This window comes from Mammaliicoccus sp. RAM2, assembly GCF_045897195.1.
Lineage (GTDB): Bacteria > Bacillota > Bacilli > Staphylococcales > Staphylococcaceae > Mammaliicoccus > Mammaliicoccus sciuri.
Genome location: NZ_JBJNWI010000004.1, coordinates 92,882 through 111,455 on the forward strand (window position 1 = coordinate 92,882; position 18,574 = coordinate 111,455).

15 protein-coding genes are annotated in these 18,574 nt (G+C 32.0%); 4 read left to right on the forward strand and 11 right to left on the reverse strand.

The annotated features are described in order from the left end of the window. Positions 1 to 6 precede the first annotated feature (6 nt). Together parC and parE are read right to left on the reverse strand one after the other, a co-directional pair. On the reverse strand, positions 7 to 2,421 hold the full coding sequence (parC, locus tag ACJTHF_RS07230) for a DNA topoisomerase IV subunit A (protein WP_106417741.1): 2,415 nt from the start codon (positions 2,419 to 2,421) through the stop codon (positions 7 to 9). Next, complete coding sequence (gene parE / locus ACJTHF_RS07235; protein WP_058591321.1) at positions 2,421 to 4,424, reverse strand: DNA topoisomerase IV subunit B; 2,004 nt, start codon at positions 4,422 to 4,424, stop codon at positions 2,421 to 2,423. The genes parC and parE overlap by 1 nt, the downstream gene beginning before the upstream one ends. 201 nt (positions 4,425 to 4,625) lie before the next feature. Here parE and plsY point away from each other — a divergent pair, with 201 nt between their 5' ends. Continuing rightward, positions 4,626 to 5,207: a glycerol-3-phosphate 1-O-acyltransferase PlsY gene (gene plsY, locus ACJTHF_RS07240; protein WP_048543123.1), complete on the forward strand. Its 582-nt coding sequence runs from the start codon at positions 4,626 to 4,628 to the stop codon at positions 5,205 to 5,207. A 13-nt stretch (positions 5,208 to 5,220) separates the two neighbouring features. Then, positions 5,221 to 5,520 carry a HesB/YadR/YfhF family protein gene (locus ACJTHF_RS07245; protein WP_048543125.1) on the forward strand — a complete coding sequence of 100 codons (300 nt, stop codon included), beginning with the start codon at positions 5,221 to 5,223 and terminating at the stop codon, positions 5,518 to 5,520. Positions 5,521 to 5,573: 53 nt separating this feature from the next. On the opposite strand, the gene menI is transcribed toward ACJTHF_RS07245, so the two are convergent. The 3 genes from menI to ACJTHF_RS07260 form a co-directional block, all read right to left on the reverse strand. Further along, positions 5,574 to 6,020 carry a 1,4-dihydroxy-2-naphthoyl-CoA hydrolase MenI gene (gene menI / locus ACJTHF_RS07250; protein WP_058591322.1) on the reverse strand — a complete coding sequence of 149 codons (447 nt, stop codon included), beginning with the start codon at positions 6,018 to 6,020 and terminating at the stop codon, positions 5,574 to 5,576. Between the two features lie 163 nt (positions 6,021 to 6,183). Continuing rightward, positions 6,184 to 8,892 carry an aconitate hydratase AcnA gene (gene acnA / locus ACJTHF_RS07255; protein WP_048543131.1) on the reverse strand — a complete coding sequence of 903 codons (2,709 nt, stop codon included), beginning with the start codon at positions 8,890 to 8,892 and terminating at the stop codon, positions 6,184 to 6,186. Between the two features lie 246 nt (positions 8,893 to 9,138). Next, a complete protein-coding gene (locus ACJTHF_RS07260) occupies positions 9,139 to 10,764 on the reverse strand; it encodes a glycine betaine uptake BCCT transporter (RefSeq protein ID WP_048543133.1) in 1,626 nt (541 codons plus the stop codon). Between the two features lie 200 nt (positions 10,765 to 10,964). Between ACJTHF_RS07260 and mscL the strand changes: the two genes are divergently transcribed. Further along, complete coding sequence (mscL, locus tag ACJTHF_RS07265; RefSeq protein WP_048543134.1) at positions 10,965 to 11,324, forward strand: large conductance mechanosensitive channel protein MscL; 360 nt, start codon at positions 10,965 to 10,967, stop codon at positions 11,322 to 11,324. A 66-nt stretch (positions 11,325 to 11,390) separates the two neighbouring features. Here mscL and ACJTHF_RS07270 read toward each other — a convergent pair whose 3' ends face one another. The 3 genes from ACJTHF_RS07270 to sbcD all read right to left on the reverse strand — a co-directional run bounded on the left by ACJTHF_RS07270 (position 11,391) and on the right by sbcD (position 16,256). Then, positions 11,391 to 12,008 (reverse strand): SCO family protein, encoded by a 618-nt coding sequence (locus ACJTHF_RS07270; RefSeq protein ID WP_048543136.1) that lies wholly within the window; start codon positions 12,006 to 12,008, stop codon positions 11,391 to 11,393. Positions 12,009 to 12,103: 95 nt separating this feature from the next. After that, entirely contained in the window at positions 12,104 to 15,127 is a 3,024-nt protein-coding gene (gene sbcC, locus ACJTHF_RS07275) for an exonuclease subunit SbcC (RefSeq protein WP_084754671.1), read from the reverse strand. Between the two features lies 1 nt (position 15,128). Next, a complete protein-coding gene (gene sbcD, locus ACJTHF_RS07280; protein ID WP_078355752.1) occupies positions 15,129 to 16,256 on the reverse strand; it encodes an exonuclease subunit SbcD in 1,128 nt (375 codons plus the stop codon). A 75-nt stretch (positions 16,257 to 16,331) separates the two neighbouring features. On the opposite strand from sbcD, the gene ACJTHF_RS07285 reads away from it, so the two are divergent. Continuing rightward, on the forward strand, positions 16,332 to 16,838 hold the full coding sequence (locus ACJTHF_RS07285) for a DUF2621 family protein (protein ID WP_025905909.1): 507 nt from the start codon (positions 16,332 to 16,334) through the stop codon (positions 16,836 to 16,838). A 20-nt stretch (positions 16,839 to 16,858) separates the two neighbouring features. Here the strand turns inward: ACJTHF_RS07285 and ACJTHF_RS07290 are convergent, their stop codons facing one another. The 3 genes from ACJTHF_RS07290 to ACJTHF_RS07300 form a co-directional block, all read right to left on the reverse strand. Further along, positions 16,859 to 17,329, reverse strand: coding sequence for a CcdC family protein (locus ACJTHF_RS07290; RefSeq protein WP_037587925.1), 471 nt, complete (start codon positions 17,327 to 17,329; stop codon positions 16,859 to 16,861). A gap of 38 nt (positions 17,330 to 17,367) precedes the next feature. Continuing rightward, positions 17,368 to 18,054, reverse strand: coding sequence for a cytochrome c biogenesis CcdA family protein (locus ACJTHF_RS07295; RefSeq protein ID WP_078104443.1), 687 nt, complete (start codon positions 18,052 to 18,054; stop codon positions 17,368 to 17,370). Positions 18,055 to 18,239: 185 nt separating this feature from the next. Beyond that, on the reverse strand, positions 18,240 to 18,470 hold the full coding sequence (locus tag ACJTHF_RS07300; RefSeq protein WP_025905903.1) for a YneF family protein: 231 nt from the start codon (positions 18,468 to 18,470) through the stop codon (positions 18,240 to 18,242). Between the last annotated feature and the right edge of the window lie 104 nt (positions 18,471 to 18,574).

Sequence of the window (18,574 nt, forward strand, 5' to 3'; positions counted from 1 at the left end):
AATTTTTTAATCTATTGCTTTTTCTTCAAAATATGCATTAATTATGTGACCGAAGTCATTCTCGTCAACAACAAATCGACCATTTGTATATCGTTCACTAAAGTTAAAGTCTTTAGTATTAACTTTGACTTGATTTTTTTCTGAAATCATCACACATGTTTCATCTTCTGCTATTGTTCTAGCAAATACGATTCTATGTGCTTTAGATTTTAGTTCTTTTAAAATCATTAAGCCACGTTGAGATCTTTTAGCAGGTACAAATTGTTCTGCTTTCATTCTTTTAACTGAACCACGATCCGTCACAATAAAAACAGATTGATTATTTGGTAATTTATCTGTCATTACAACTTTATCATTGTCTTTTAAGTTGATAGATTTAACACCTGCTGCTTTCAAACCAATGTCGGATAATTCATCTGTATCATAAGTTAAGCTCATACCTTTTTCAGTAATCACTGTTATAAGTTCATCGTTTACTATTTTCAGTACGGAAACAACTTCATCGTCACCTTTAAGTTTAATGGCAACGAGTGGTTTTGTAATTCTGCTCGCTTTAAATTTATCATTTGTAGACTTTTTGATCATGCCGTTTTTCGTCGCGATAATATAATTAGACGATGGCTTGAAATCTGTTTCTTTATTAACAGAAATGACACGTTCGTCATCATCAATTGGAATCATTTGTGAAATATGTTTACCAAGATCTTTCCACTTTAAGTCCACAATTTCATGTACGGGTATAAATAAGTAATTACCTTTATTTGTGAATACAATTAACGTATCTTGTGTATTCATTTTTTCGTGCATTAATAAGTAATCACCGTCTTTGAGTCCTACCTCATCAACACCGCTTGCGATATAACTTCTATTAGAAGTACGTTTAATGTATCCATCATGCGTGACAGAAACGATTGTTTCTTCACTCGGAACTAAAATTTCTTTTTCAATTTTAATTTCTTCGATTTTTTCTTCGATTTCAGTTAACCGTTCATCAGCAAATTCTTTTCGAACAGCTCTAAGTTCGTTCTTAATGACTTTAAGTAATGATTTTTCATTTTCTAAAATATCTTTTAAGCGTTCGATAGTTTGTTTGAGTTCATCAAATTCATTTTCTAAAGAAACAATATCTGTATTTGTTAATCTATAAAGTTGTAACATCACGATTGCTTCAGCTTGTTCTTCAGTAAATTCATATTTCGCAATTAAATTCTCTTTCGCATCACGTTTGTTTTTAGAAGCTCTAATTGTTTCAATAACTTCATCTAAAATAGACAATGCTTTAATTAAACCTTCGACGATATGCATGCGTTTTTGTGCTTGAGATAATTCATATTGAGAACGTCTTGTTACGACTTCTTTTTGGTGTTCAATATAGCTTTCTAGAATTTGTTTAAGTCCTAATAATTCAGGTCTTCTATTATTGATTGCAACCATATTAAAATGATATAGCACTTGTAAGTCTGTGTTCTTGTATAGATAATTTAGAACACCTTCGCTATTAATATCTTTCTTAAGTTCAATTGCAATTCGTAAACCTTCTCTATCCGTTTCATCACGAACTTCTACGATTCCTTCTATTTTCTTATCAGCTCTGAGTTCATCAATTTTCTTAACTAATGTACCTTTGTTTACTTCAAATGGTACTTCAGTTACGACGATTTGTTCTCTTCCGCCTCTAATTTTTTCTATTTCTACTTTACTTCTAACAACTATTTTACCTTTACCTGTTTTATAGGCTTTCTTAATACCATCTAACCCTTGAATAATACCGCCAGTTGGGAAATCTGGTCCTTTGATATGTTCAATTAATTCATCTACAGTTGTACTTGGTTTATCGATAAGCTTTAATGTCGCATCGATGACTTCTCCTAGATTATGCGGTGGAATATCAGTTGCATAACCTGCTGAAATACCTGTAGATCCATTGACTAATAAGTTAGGATACCTAGCTGGTAATACCATCGGCTCCATCGCTGTATCATCAAAGTTTTGTACATGTTCAACTGTTTCTTTATCTATATCTTGTAATAACACTTCGGCTAGTTTACTTAATTTAGCCTCAGTATAACGCATTGCTGCAGGAGGGTCATTATCAATACTACCGTTATTACCGTGCATTTCTATTAGTACATGTCTCAATTTCCAATCTTGACTCATACGTACCATTGCATCGTAAACAGAAGAATCACCATGTGGATGATAATTACCGATTACGTTACCAACAGTTTTAGCACTTTTTCTAAAGTTTCTATCATACGTATTACCGTCTTTATACATCGCAAATAATATTCTACGTTGTACTGGTTTCAATCCATCTCGTACATCAGGAAGCGCACGGTCTTGAATGATATATTTACTATATCTACCAAATCTATCTCCAATTACATCTTCTAAAGGAAGGTTTTGAATTTGTTCAACCATTATTTAACTTCCTCCTCTAATGATTCTACTTCATCATCAAGTACTTGAATGTCATCACTTTCAAGTATACTTTGATCTTCTTGCATACCAAATTGAACGTGTCTTTCAATCCATTCTCTACGTGGTTCAACTTTGTCACCCATTAATGTTGTCACTCTTCGTTGTGAACGTACTTCATCATCAATACTTACTCTAATTAATGTTCTTGTTTCAGGATCCATTGTTGTTTCCCATAGTTGATCGGCATTCATTTCACCTAAACCTTTATAACGTTGAAGTGTGAAACCTTTACCAATTTTCTTCATTAATACTTCTAAATCTTCATCCGTCCATGCATATTCAACTTGTTTTGACTTACCTTTACCTTTTTCTAATTTATATAAAGGTGGTAATGCAATATATACTCTACCTGCTTCTAATAGCGGTCTCATATACTTGAAGAAGAAAGTTAATAATAATACTTGAATATGCGCGCCATCAGTATCGGCATCTGTCATAATAATCACTTTGTTGTAGTTACTATCTTCAATATTAAAGTCTGCACCTACACCAGCACCTATTGTATGAATAATCGTATTGATTTCTTCATTTTTAAAGATATCTTCAAGTTTAGCTTTTTCTGTATTAATAACTTTACCTCTTAACGGTAATATTGCTTGGAATTTACGATCGCGCCCTAATTTAGCTGATCCTCCGGCAGAATCCCCTTCGACTAAATAAAGTTCGTTTTTCTCTGTATTTTTACTTTGTGCTGGCGTTAATTTACCAGATAATAAAGTTTCTTTACGTTTGTTTTTCTTACCATTTCTAGCTTCTTCACGTGCTTTTCTCGCTGCTTCACGTGCTTGTGATGCCTTAATCGCTTTTTTAAGTAATGCTTTTGATAATTGACCTTTCTCTTCTAAGTAGAAAGGAAGTTGATCTGACATTACAGAATCAACAGCTGCACGTGCTTCTGTTGTACCTAATTTAGACTTAGTTTGTCCTTCAAACTGTAATAAATCTTCTGGAATTCTTACAGAAATAATAGCTGTTAGACCTTCACGAATATCGCTTCCATCAAGGTTTTTATCTTTTTGTTTAAGTTCACCGATTTTACGAGCATATTCATTAAACACACGTGTAAATGCTGTCTTTAAAGCTGTTTCATGTGTTCCACCGTCTTTAGTACGAACATTATTAACGAAACTTAGAATTGTTTCAGAATATTGGTCATTAAATTGAAAACTAATATCTACTTCAATTCCATTTGATTCGCCACTAAACATAGCAACATCATGTAACACGTCTTTGCCTTCGTTTAAATAATTAACAAATTCTTTAATACCGTCTTCATAATGATAAAATACTTCTCTCGGTTCTTCTCCCCTTAAATCCGTTACTTTTATTTTAAGTGCTCTCAGTAAAAATGCTGATTCTTGAAGTCTTTCGCATAACGTTTCAAAGTTAAAATGTGTTGAAGCTTTAAATATTTTAGAGTCTGGTTTGAAATGGACCGTCGTACCTGTTTTACGTGTTTTCCCCTTTTTCTCTAATGTTGTTACAGGTACACCACCGTTTTTGAATTTTTGTTTATAAATATGTCCTTCTCTATAAATCGTTACTTCTAACCATTCACTCAAAGCATTAACGACCGAAGCACCTACGCCGTGTAGTCCACCAGATGTTTTATAGCCACCTTGACCGAATTTACCACCGGCATGAAGGACAGTAAATATAACTTCAGGTGTTGGTTTACCAGTCTTATGTAATCCTGTAGGCATCCCCCTACCGTTATCATAAACAGAAATACTATTATCTTTATGAATGGTCACTTCGATTTCCGTACCGAAGCCATTTAAAATTTCATCAACAGAGTTATCTACTATTTCATATACTAAATGGTGAAGTCCGCGGACATCTGTTGAACCAATGTACATACCAGGTCTTTTTCTTACTGCTTCTAAACCTTCGAGTACTTGTATTGAATCTTCACCATATTGAACTTTTGCTTGTTTATTCAATATTTCTCCTCCTACAAACGTACGTTCGTTTCTTTTACTTTACAATAGTTATTTTGTTATAAATCCCTAGAAAATGCAAGTCCTATCCCTAATTGTGGTACAATTTCCCTTTACATTGTAATGACAATATCATATTTTTAAATAGTAACCGATATACAGTTATGGTAAACTATTAGTACCTGCTATCAAAGGAGTGTTTCAATAATGACATTTGTTGTTATTATACTTAGCTACTTAGTTGGATGTTTCCCAAGTGGCCTTGTGTTAGGTAAGTTATTTTATAAAAAAGATATTCGACAATTTGGAAGTGGCAACCTGGGTGCTACAAATACATTTAGAGTATTAGGAAAAAAAGCTGGATTTATCGTGATGTTTTTAGACATCTTCAAAGGTTTTATTGTAGTTTTCTTCCCAATATGGTTTAATGTAGATATTCCTAGCATATTTGTAGGTATTTGTGCGGTAGTCGGACATGTATTTCCAATATTTTTAAAATTCAAAGGTGGAAAAGCCGTTGCAACAAGTGCAGGTGCAGTTCTAGGTGTACATCCGATACTATTAATTATACTAGCTATTATATTCTTTGTAATTCTATATTTAACTAAATATGTATCATTATCTAGTATTGTAGCGGGTATAAGTTGTTTTATAGGTGCTATTATCATTGGTGATATACCATTCTTAATCGTATCTATTGCAATATTGGTTATACTACTCGTCAGACACCAATCAAATATTATAAGAATATTCAAAGGACAAGAACCAAAAATCAAATGGATGTAAAGGAGAATGCACTATGAATTTAGAAATTACTGAAAAAGCTATCGAATGGTTTAAAGACGAATTAGAATTCAATGATGATCAAGCCTTACGATTTTTCGTTCGTTATGGCGGTGAATTTCAGTTAAAACAAGGCTTCTCACCCGCATTTACTGTAGAAGAATTAAGTTCTTCTGAAGTTGGTTTTAAAGACGTGAAAAACGATATTCCATTTTTTATTGATGAAAAAGATTTATGGTACTTCGATGATAATGACTTAGTAATTGATTTAAATGACAATGGAGAAATTAAATATGAAGTCAAAGCTTCAAGATAAACTATAAAAGCAGATGTATTTCGTGTATTTAGCGAAACACATCTGCTTATTTATTATAGTTTACGGTCTACACCTTGTTCAGTTTCTTCGTGAATTTTTAAATATGCATTATGCCATTCAGGGAAACTTTTATCTAGTCTAATTGGTCTGTTTGAACCTTTTTTCAAGCATACATGTGTTGTAGATCCTGTTGACACAACTTCTCTTTGTTCATTTAATATCTCGTAAGAATAAATTGATCTTATTGGTGAATAATGAGAAATCCACGTTTTAATGATAACTTTTTCTGGATATGTTATAGACTTTTTATAAGTAATATTCAAATCAACAACAGGAGAAATAATACCTGCATTTTCCATATCTGCGTAACTAAATCCTGCTTTATAAATGTAGTCTGTTCTTGCTACTTCAAACCAAATGGCATAATTTGCATGATAAACAACGCCCATTTTATCCGTCTCTGCATATCTAACATCTATTGGTGTTTCACTATAAATCATGATTCAATCCCTCTTTCTAAATTCCTTAACCTAATCATAACATAAATATAATTACGCCTGTGATTATATTCTTTTATATACATATATTTAATGTTTATATAAAAAGCAGTAGACATTCAATTTACAAAGAATATCTACTGCTCTTATATGAATTAGCTTTATATTATTGTGCTAATTTATTTCTTAATACCATTTGTAGTATACCACCGTGTCTGTAGTAGTCAATTTCAACTTCAGAGTCGAATCTTGCTAAAGCTTCAAATTCAGTAACTTTACCATCTTCGCTTGTAGCTGTTACTTTAAGAATATCACGTGGTTTAACACCTTCATGAATATCTACTGAAATTGCTTCTCTACCTGTTAAGCCTAAGCTATCTGCTGAGTCACCTTTTTTAAATTGTAAAGGTAATACACCCATCATAACAAGGTTAGAACGGTGAATACGTTCATAACTTTGAGCAATAACTGTTTTAACACCTAAAAGATTTGTACCTTTAGCTGCCCAGTCACGAGAAGAACCCATACCGTAGTCATTACCAGCAAGCACACATAAACCAATACCATTTTCTTGATATTTCATTGAAGCATCAAAGATAGGCATTACTTCTTCTGTTGGCCAATAAGTTGTAAATCCACCTTCAGTTCCAGGTGCTAATTGGTTCTTAATACGAATGTTAGCAAAAGTACCTCTCATCATAACTTCATGGTTACCACGACGAGAACCGTATGAGTTAAAGTCTCTAATTGCTACATCATGGTCTTGCAAGTATTTACCAGCTGGTGTATCTTTACCGATTGCACCTGCAGGAGAAATATGGTCAGTTGTAACTGAGTCACCAAATTTACCCATTACTCTTAAATCACTTAAAGGTTGAATATCTTTTGGTTCTTTAGATAAACCTTGGAAGAATGTAGGGTTTTGGATATATGTTGAACTTGGATCAAAGTCATATAATGGTTGATCTGTCGTTTCAATTTGATTCCAAACTTCATTAGATTCAAATACTGTTTTGTATTCTTCTCTAAATAATTCAGGTGTAACAACTGATAATACAGTGTCTCTAACTTCTTCAATTGATGGCCAGATGTCTTTTAAGTATACATCTTCACCATTAGATCCTTTACCGATTGGATCGTTTTGTAAATCGATATCAACAGTACCAGCTAATGCATAAGCAACAACTAATTGTGGTGATGCTAAGTAGTTAGCTTTAACTAATGGATGAATACGACCTTCGAAGTTACGGTTACCAGATAATACTGAAGTAACAAGTAAATCTTCTTCAGCAATCGCTTTTTCAATTTCAGGTAATAATGGACCTGAGTTACCGATACAAGTTGTACAACCATAACCAACTAAGTTGAATCCAAGATCATCTAAATACTCTTGTAATCCAGCATCGCGTAAATAACCTGTAACAACTTTTGAACCAGGTGCCAATGAAGTCTTAACGTAATCTGGTACTTTTAAGCCTTTTTCGATTGCTTTTTTCGCTACTAAACCTGCACCTAACATTACATATGGGTTAGAAGTGTTTGTACAAGAAGTAATGGCTGCTATTGCAATGTCACCAGTCTTCATTGAAGTCTTCGTACCATCTTGTAATTCAATATCTACAGATTTATCAAATTCTGATTTATCGAAACCATGACCTTGGTTACCTGCTGGTGCAGTCACTGAATCAACAAATGATTTTTTCATGTCGCTTAATTTGATTAAATCTTGTGGACGTTTAGGACCAGATAATGATGCTTCAACTGTTGATAAATCTAGATCTACAACATCTGTATATGTTGGTTCTACATTTTCAGCATTGAAGAACATATTGTTTTCTTTTAAGTATTTCTCTACGACATTAACTTGTTCTTCAGAACGTCCAGTTAATCGTAAGTAACTTAATGATTCATCATCTACTGGGAAGAAACCACATGTAGCACCATATTCAGGCGCCATGTTAGCAATTGTTGCTCTGTCTGCTAATGGTAATTTTTCTACACCAGGACCAAAGAATTCAACAAATTTACCTACAACACCTTTTTTACGTAACTCTTCAGTTACACGTAAAGCTAAGTCAGTAGCTGTTGTACCTTGTGGTAATTCGTTTGTTAATTTAACACCGATAACTTCAGGAACTGGGAAGTATGAAGGTTGTCCAAGCATACCTGCTTCGGCTTCAATACCACCTACACCCCAACCTAATACTCCAATACCGTTAATCATTGTTGTATGTGAGTCAGTACCTACTAAAGTATCTGGGTAAGTTACAAGTTCATTTTCTTCTTCTCTAATGTGTACAACGCTTGCTAAGTATTCCAAGTTAACTTGGTGAACAATACCAGTAGCTGGTGGTACAGCACGATAGTTATCAAACGATTTTGTTGCCCAGTTTAAGAATTGGTAACGCTCGATATTGCGTTCGAATTCTAATTTCATATTCATTTCTAATGAATTTGGTAATGCATAGCTATCTACTTGTACAGAGTGGTCAATAACTAAATCAACTGGTACTTCAGGGTTGATTTTAGATACATCTCCACCAACATCATCCATAGCTTTACGTAAAGAAGCTAAGTCTACAACTGCAGGTACACCTGTGAAGTCTTGTAGAATAACACGTGATGGTTTAAATGGTACTTCTGCATTAGCATCGTTAGATTTACCCCATTTTGCTAAATTCATAATATGTTCTTCTTTAATGACACGTCCATCAAACTGTCTTAATACTGATTCTAATAATACACGAATAGAATAAGGTAGTTTATCAACATTAGATAAACCTAATTCGTCTAATGTTTTTAAGCTATAAAACGTGTATGTTTTGCCGTTCAATTCAAAAGATTTTTTAGATTGTTCTTTTAAACTTGAGCTCATTATTAGTTCCCCCTTTAAAATTGTGCAAGTTAATGCTTCATATACAATTGTATAATCAATACTTTAGTAAAACAATACATTGCGCTTAAAAATGAATATATTTATCATTCAAGTTTATAATAGGATATTATAAGTTTTTCTTATGTATTTTTAATTATACATAATTTTTAGTTATTAATTGATAATGATTATCAACTATAATTTAAAAAAAGACTGAGACATCAATTTGTCTCAGTCTATCACTTATTAATCTTCCATTTCTCTTGCTAAACGACGTTGTTCTTTTAATTCTTGTTCATATTCTCGTTTAGATTTTTCTACATATTCTTTCATACGATGCTTATTCGGTGTAATCGATAATCCAAGATATTTTCTTTCTTGGTTTGCATCTTTGTAGAATGCAATTATCATCAAGATGATAATAAAACTAAATGGGAATGCTGAAATAATTGCTGCTGATTGTAGTGCATTTAATCCAGTATCTCCACCTGATAATAACAATACAAACGCGATTAATGATTGCGCGATACCCCAAATTACTTTTACCATACCTGATGGATTTAATGATCCATGAGTTGTTTGCATACCAAGTACGAAAGTAGCTGAGTCAGCTGAAGTTACAAAGAATATACATACTAACGCTAAAGCTAATATAGATAATGCGATACCCATTGGCATTTCATTAAACACACCAAACAATTGCGTTTCAGTAGACATTTTGAATACTTCTGGTGCTTTCTTACCTACTTCAATACCTGTTACGCCAAATACACTGAACCAAATAAAGCTAATGATTGTTGGTACAAGCATAACACCTAGAATAAATTCACGAATAGAACGACCTCTAGAAACGCGGGCAATAAATATACCTACGAATGGACTCCAACTCATCCACCAACCCCAGTAATAAAGTGTCCAAGAATTTAACCAAGTATTTTTTTGTTCGCTTAATGGCGCTACATCGAAACTGTTGAATAAAAAGCTATCGAATAATGCACCTGTTGAAGATGTAAACATGTTTAAAATTAAAATTGTAGGTCCTAGGATTAAAGTAACAATTAATAATAATGAAGCTAAAACTAAATTTGTATTACTTAAATATTGAATACCTTTACTTAAGCCACTCCATGCACTTGCAAGGAATAATATTGTTACGATAATGATGATAATACCTTGAACAACAATGTTATTTGGAACACCAAATAAATATTCTAATCCACCATTGATCTGTAAAGCACCCATACCTAATGAAACGGCAACCCCTACAACAGTTGCGAATACTGATAACACGTCAATAATTGTACCAATAGGACCATCCACTTTATCACCTAATAAAGGTCTTAAAGTTTTAGATAATAATCCTGGTTCACCTTTTCTAAATTGTGCATAAGCAAGTGCTAAAGCTACTACACCATAAATGCCCCATGCATGGAAGCCCCAATGTAAGAAAGTTGAACGCATAGATTCAGTCATTGCTGCTTTTGTTTCTGGACTTGCTGTTGGTGGTGATAAGTAGTGTGACATTGGCTCAGCAGCACCGTAGAATACTAAACCGATACCCATACCAGCACTAAATAGCATTGCAAACCATGATACAGTGTTAAACTCTGGTTTATCCTGTGGTCTACCCAATTTCAGTTTACCAATTGGACTAAATATAATAAACACACAGAAGAACACCATACCTATTGTGATAATCATGTAGTACCAACCAAAGTATGTAGAAATCCAACTACTGATATCACTTGTAACATCACCAAATTTTGTAGGGAAAATCGCACCTATTGCTACGATAATACCAATTACAATTGCTGATGCTGTAAAAACATTTGATAATTTTCTGCCGTTAGGTTGAATTGGCGAATTTGACATTTGCATACTCCTTTCAAAATAACAAACTTTTAATTATGTATTCCCGTTTTAACTAATTTTATTCGTGATATTTTCAAATAAATGCTATATGAAAACAGCAACATTCAACACTTTAACAAATATTACACCTAAAATCAAATTGACTATTTCTTTTTATGCTATATTCATGTATGATAAAATTCGATAAGGAGGTGTTTAATATGTCATTATTAAAAGAATTTAAAGACTTTGCTTTGCAAGGTAACGTTTTAGATTTAGCAATCGCCGTTGTTATTGGTGCTGCCTTTAACAAAATTGTTACATCTTTAGTTGAGAACGTCATAATGCCACTTATTGGATTAATTTTTGGAGAAGTAGACTTCGCTGAAAAATGGTCATTAATGGGTATCAAGTACGGTCTATTCATCCAATCTATCATTGACTTCTTAATCGTCGCATTCGCACTATTTGTATTCATTAAAATTGCAAATACTATTATGAAAAAAGGCGAAGAAGAAGAAGAAGTTGACGAACAAACTGTATTACTTACAGAAATCCGCGACGCTTTACGCGAAAAGTAAGTTTTACATATTTAAAAAACCATCGATTATTGATTGTTCAATAATCGATGGTTTTTTAAATGTTTATTAATCTTCTACTGGACCTTCTTCTACTAATGTTTTAACATCAGCTACAATTTCAGATTTAGGGAACTTCTTATCCCCAGCATCCTGTCCGCTATATGATTTAATAATTTTTCCATTCTGATCTATTAAATAGAAACTTGTACCATGTGTGACTTGAGTACTACCTTTAGGTGGTGGCGCAACGATTGATTTAAAGTTATCTTGTGCGTATTGTTTAATAAATTTGAAATCGTAATTCGTCAATAGCGTCCATTTATTATCTGGTACATTATATTGTTTAACGTAATCTTTAAGTTTTTTCGGTGTATCATTTGCTGGATCCACACTAAAACTTAATACCCCATAATTTTTAACACCATCTTTTTCAAGTTGATCAATGACAGTACTCATATTGTATGTCATTGGTGGGCATACTGTTTCACAATTCGTAAAAATAAAGTCAGCTATATACACTTTCCCTTTCATATCTTTTTGTGAAAATTTATGTCCATCTTGATCAGTTACATTGAATGACTGCATTTTATTGCCAAATTGACTGTCTGGTTCAATCGCATTATTACTACATGCACTCATTATCATCATACTTGCAACCAATATTAGAAATATTCCCTTTTTCATCCTAACACTCCCATAACTCTGTTAGTTAAAATATATCAAATAAAAATCTCAACTTAAATACGTAATTTAATCTATTTATGTCTTTGATGTGTCATTCAATTATTCGAAAATACCGTTGTACTTAAAAATCCATTCTTGTTTACATTTAATATGGTTGGAATTCTTGTCTTTAATTCAGATACGTGAGAAATAATACCGACTAAACGACCGGACATTTGGATATTAACGAGTGTATCGAGCGCAGTTTCTAAAGTTTCAGCATCTAATGTACCAAAGCCTTCATCAATAAACATCGATTCTAGATGGATGGCACCCGCTTCTTGCTGCACAACATTCGACAATCCTATCGCTAGCGACAACGAAGCTTGGAATGTTTCCCCACCTGATAATGATGTAATATGTCTCGTTCTATTTGAAAATCTATCAAACACTTCTATTTCCAAACCACTTAACCCTTGTGATTTTTCCTTTCTACGCACGAGTTGATAGCGATTATTCGTCATTTTAAGAAAATGTCTATTTGCATTATCTAATATATGATTTAAATAATAAATCAGCACATAATTCTCCAATGATAATTTCTGGCTATTCTTCCCATTCATAATTCTCGATAAATCAATCATTTCTTCTTGTTCTTTAAGGTCTTGATTAATCTTATCTATCACGTTAAGAATCGCTTTAGATTTTTGGTCATTTTGTTCAACCTTTAATTGCAGTTGATTCAATTGTTTCGTTAAATTGTTTAGAGAATCTTTAGCACTTACTAATTGTTCTTCCGTATTAGTAATATCAGGCATTTCTTGATCTCTTACTTTTTTGCTAAGTTCTTTAACGACCGCTTCAACTTCTATATACTTTTTGTCATATTGCTGAACACTTTCTTCTAATCGATCAATATCCTCTACTTGTAATAACAACTCATCTAACTGAGCATATAAAGAAATGTCATGTTTGTTCATTTCAGTACTTAAATAGTCTTTTGTAGATTTAATTTGTTCTTCAATCATAGATAAACGTTCTTTAACCGTAGCATGTTGCATTTGTAATGTTTGCTTATCATTTTGATATTGTTCTTGTTGTTCATTTAATTTTTTCATACTTTGATCAAACTTAGATAATGTTTGTTCTAACGTATTAACTCGTTCAACAAATGATGATACTTCAGTATACCCCGTCTCTTTATTAAAGTACGCTAAATCATTTTCATATGTAGATATTTTATGGTTTAAATCATTTAATTGTAATGTGTGTTCTGTTATCTGTTTATCTACAGCATTTATTTCTTTTTCTAGACGTTGAATATGCTGACGATTCTCTTGATAAGTTTTTAATTTACTTACAATTTGTTCAACACTTTCGTTTAATGATGCTATATCTTTTTGTACATCATATACATTACTTAACTTGTTTAATTGTTCATTCGTCAAATTAATTCTTTCTTTATAAGTCGTAATGTGTTGATTTACTTCTTGTAACTGCTGTTCAACTTCTAATTGTTTCGCTTTTTCTTGTTTTAAGCTTTCAAAATCAACATCGCCATTGATTGTTTCTATGATTGATCCACATATAGGACAATCTTCACCTTTATGAACATGCTTTTGAATTTTTAATATTTCATCTTCCACATTCAATATATCAAACGCCTTTTCAGCATCAATACGTTGTTCTAGTGATGTTTTTTCATTTTCATATTCTACTAATTGACGATTATATGCTTGTATTTTCTCTTCCAACGCTTGTTTATCTGCATACAGCTTTTGTGTTGTTTCTAGACCTTGTAATGTTAACTTCATTGTTTCTTGTTCTTTTAATTGATTTTGCTCATCTTTTTCGTCATAAGTAATGTGTCCAAGTTTACTATTTAATTGCTCTGTTTCCTTCTTGTCTTCTTCAATTGCATTATTTAGTGCTTTTTGTTTCTCCTTATGTTTTACCAGGTTTTGTTCTGCTTCTATATATTTATCTATATTTACTTTTATATGTTTAGTATTTTGAACAAATGCTCTATATTCTTCGATTTGTTTATGTTCTTTATGCAGATCATTTATTTGTTGTACAATTGATTCTAATTGTTGTGCATTATCACTTATTTGTTTTTGAAGTACTTCATCATTTTTTAATTCGTTTGTATGGTTAGTTTCTTTATCTTTAAGTTGATGATATTGATATGTTAAAGATTGTACACTTTTTAAGTATTTAACTTGTTTCTTTAAATCATTGATTTCTTTCTCTTCACTTTTCAACTGATTTAATTCTGCTTCTTTAACTTGTAACGTTTCAAAGTTTCCTTTTAATGCTTTCTCCTGTTCAAAGACATTTTCAATTTCACTAACTTGTTGCTGCTGTTTAGCTTTCAAATTTGTTAGTTCTTTTAACTTTTCTTGTCCTACCGCTTCATATGACGTTAATGCATCTTGAATCACTTCATAACGATAGCCTTCAACTTGTTTATGTTCTTGTAACGCTTCGTCATCAAAATCATGCATGTCATTTAAATATTGTGTAATTTTTTGATAGTGACTTTCGATTAATGCGATTTCTTTCTTCATTTCTAGTTCTAATTGTTCTTGTAACGACTCAAAACGATTACTATCGAATAGTGTTCTTAATATACTTCTTTTATCTGTGCTGTTCGAAACGAGAAACTGTTTGAATTCACCTTGTGGAAGAATCAATATTTGTCTAAACTGCTTAACATTCATATGTAATAACGCTTTTAAATAATCATTGCTTGTATTAATACTTTTCGTTTCTAATGACCACTTATCATTTATTTTTTTATATACTTCAACAGTTGCATTCGTTGGGTTTTTATTACCTTCTTTAATGTATTTCACAGTTCTTACGACGCTATATTGCTCGTTTTTAATTTCAAATTCAAATTCTACTTTTGTAGGTAACTTAGGATCAGCAAAATGGCTTCGCAAATCAACTTCTTCACGCGATTCTGTCGATGTCTTACCAAACAAAGCATAAACCATCGCATCAAAGATCATCGTCTTTCCTGACCCCGTTTTTCCACAGATTAAAAATAATTGTGATTTAGATAAATGTGTAAAATCAACTTCCTCATTTATAAATGGTCCAAAATATTGCATCTTTAATAATAAAGGTCTCATCTTATTCTCGTGCCCCCTTATTTAAATCATTTTCTAACAATGCAATGATTTTTTCTTTTTTTATGCCTTCTAACGTTTCACCCGTTACATGATCATAAAATGATTCAATAATTTCTAAATCCGTCAAAGTATGAACATCCACATCTATTTCATCATTTGCAACTTCATAATCTTGCCTAGATATTTGAAGTGTATTAGGATATATACTTCTTATCTTCATAAGTGGATCTGTCACATGGTCCATATCAGACAATTTAAAGTGAAAATAGTCTTCACGATGTTTAATGTCTAATTTTTCATGTATGACATCTTCATAACTTGCTTGTATCACTTGAAATGCTCTTCTAGGTTCTATTGGAATAAATGACTCTTTAAATGATTTATAACCAAAATCAAATAGTCTATATCCTTTAGATTGATTAGCCTCTGAAAATGAATATTGCATTGGTGTTCCAGAATAAAATATGTAATCGGACTTTATCGCAAACGGGTGATGTAAATGACCTAATAATACAGCATCGAATATTTCAAATGTATCGGCACTGACTGTCTCTATTGTTCCGATAGATAATGGTCTTTCAGAGTCTGTCGATTCACCACCAGCAACGAATAAATGACCTATTAAAATATTCGTTTCATCTTCTTTTATAACTTCTTTCATTTTATGAACAATAAATTCAGTCGCTTCCTGATGAGTATGAATATCTTTTACTTCAAACACATGTCTAATATCAGCAGGTGTAAAGTAAGGCATTACGTATATATTGACATCATTCACTTTAATAGGTTCAAGTAACTGATCATATCCCGTAATAATTTTTAAGCCTGTTTTTTCGAACCATCTCTCTCCATAGTTTAAACGTTCTTTACCATCATGATTTCCACTTATAGCTATTACTGGCGTGTTAAGTTCTAAGTTGATTGTTGAAAGCGCATCTTCAAGAACAACCATCGACTCTTTATTGGGATAGTGTAAGTCGTATAAATCACCGCTAATGACAACAATATCTGGTTGATGTTCTTTAATTGCATCGAATAATTTTGAAAGTATAAACTTTTGATCTTCTATTAATGATTGACCATTGATGGTTTTACCAATGTGCCAATCAGCAGTATGTAAAATTTTCATTTTAAAGCTCCTTTTATAATATTTATTAGACAGGTTGAAATGCTTCATTTATACTAAATCTAAGGAGTGATTTCATTGAGTAACGCATTTATATTTTTTATTATTTTATGGTGCATCGTATTTATTTCGTTACTTGCAATCGGTGGATTCTTTATGTTTCGTAAATTCTTAAAACGTATGCCTAAAGATAATGGTATGAGTGAACTTGATTGGCAAGACTACTACATTAATAAAGCTTTACCATTATGGAATGATGAAGCACGTAGTTTATTAAACGAACTCGTTTCACCTGTTCCAGAATTATTTAGGGATGTTGCGAAAGAAAAGATAGGTGGACGTGTCTCTAAAATTGCATTAGAAGAACATGCCACAACAATCGAACTTGACCATATCATGAGAGGATACATCGTAGCAACACCAAAAAGAGATCACAAATTCATGAAGAAAAAGCTAACCGAACTTAATATAGATTATACACCATATTTAAAATTGTTCGAATTAGCTGATGATGAGAAGAATAAATTTTCTATATTTGATCATAGAGAAGAAATTTCAAATGCAAAAACAACGCACACTCAATAATTGAGATGTGCGTTGTTTTTTTAATTTACAATTGGCATACGGTCTTTTAATTTTTTATATTTTACATACATGGCTATTCTCCAAGGTACAATCATACTAAATGCGAGTAAGAAAAACATACCTGCTAATTGACCTGGATCGATTGAATCACTTAAGAAAAATTTACCGACTGATCTAATGATTAATAGCGATATTAAAATAACCGGAAATAATTTAGAACGTTTCATATAAATTTCTGTTCCTTTAACTTCAAAGTTAGAAGTAAAGATAAGAAATAGAGAAAAGAACAAACCAACTAAAATTGCTTCTATAATTTCACTGCCATTTAATCTAAAGTACGGTACAACATACATCAATGCACCTGTAGCCATAAAAAATGGCGGTAATACGATCTTTTTAGCATTCGTTGGATAATTTTGTGCTTTCATTCTAACAACAATAACTGCCAATCCCATTAAAGCTGCTATTACAAATGAAAAAAGGAAATACATATCTAAAACCCCTTATAAGTACGAAATATCAATAATATTTAATTTAAACCTAATGATTGGAAGAATATCGTGATCTCCGTTAATAAATCAAAGAACAGTAATATTCCCATAATTATCATAATTATACCACCAAACTTCATGATAGCAACATTGTACTTTTTAATAATTTGTAATTTAGTTATAAAGAATGTCAGTACGAAAAATGGAATGCTGAATCCTAATACATATAACAACATATAAAGTAATGCTTGTGATGAATTAGTAGCAGCTAACGTACCAATCGCTGCAATAATTGGACCATTACAAGGTGTCCATCCCGCAGCAAATGCCATACCTATAAGAAAAGTACCTATATAACCTGTGGGTTTCGTCTTGAAATTTATTTTACGGTCTTTCATTAGAAATTGTGGTTGAAATACACCTAATATAATGAGACCAAATACAATAATAATAATGGCACCTAATTGCCTGATTAACGTTTGATAATTAATCAGCATACCAGAAATATATCCTATCCCCATTCCTAGTATCATATATATAACACTAAACCCAAGCAAAAAGATAATCGTATGTAGGATTGCATTACGACTAAGTCCTTTAGTTTTGATGTCGTCATAACTCATGCCTGTTATATAAGAAATAAACGCTGGATAAATAGGTAATACGCAAGGAGATACGAAACTTAATATGCCTGCACCAAAAGCTACAAATACTGTGATTTCCACAATGATCCCCCTCTCACTCATATTCTATTTTATCAAATAACAATTAAGTTAAAACACCTTTATTTGAACAATAAGTGAAAACTTAAACAAAATAAGAAACGAGCCTTAGACTGTTGTGTACGTCTGAGACTCGTTTAAAAATATCACGGTTATACGTTTTATTTTTACTTATGATTAATATAAGATTATTTAATTTTTTGATCCATATTCTTATTCATCATTGTCATCATTTGATTAATTTTCTTTTGAGATGGTTTTTGACCCATTTGCATCATCATCATACGTAACATTTCTTCGTTAATTGGTGGATTCTTTTTCAAGTAATCCATCATATATTTACGTGCAAGGAAGAATCCAAGTGCAAGCCCACCGATTAATGCCACGACGATTAATAATATTGCTAACCACGTTGCCATTATTTCACCCACTTTCTGTATCCTATAAAAGTTTACTAAATTCATTACATTTTATCAAGATGAAACTTAATGTTTAAAATGAAAAAGCCTCAACCAAGTTTCTT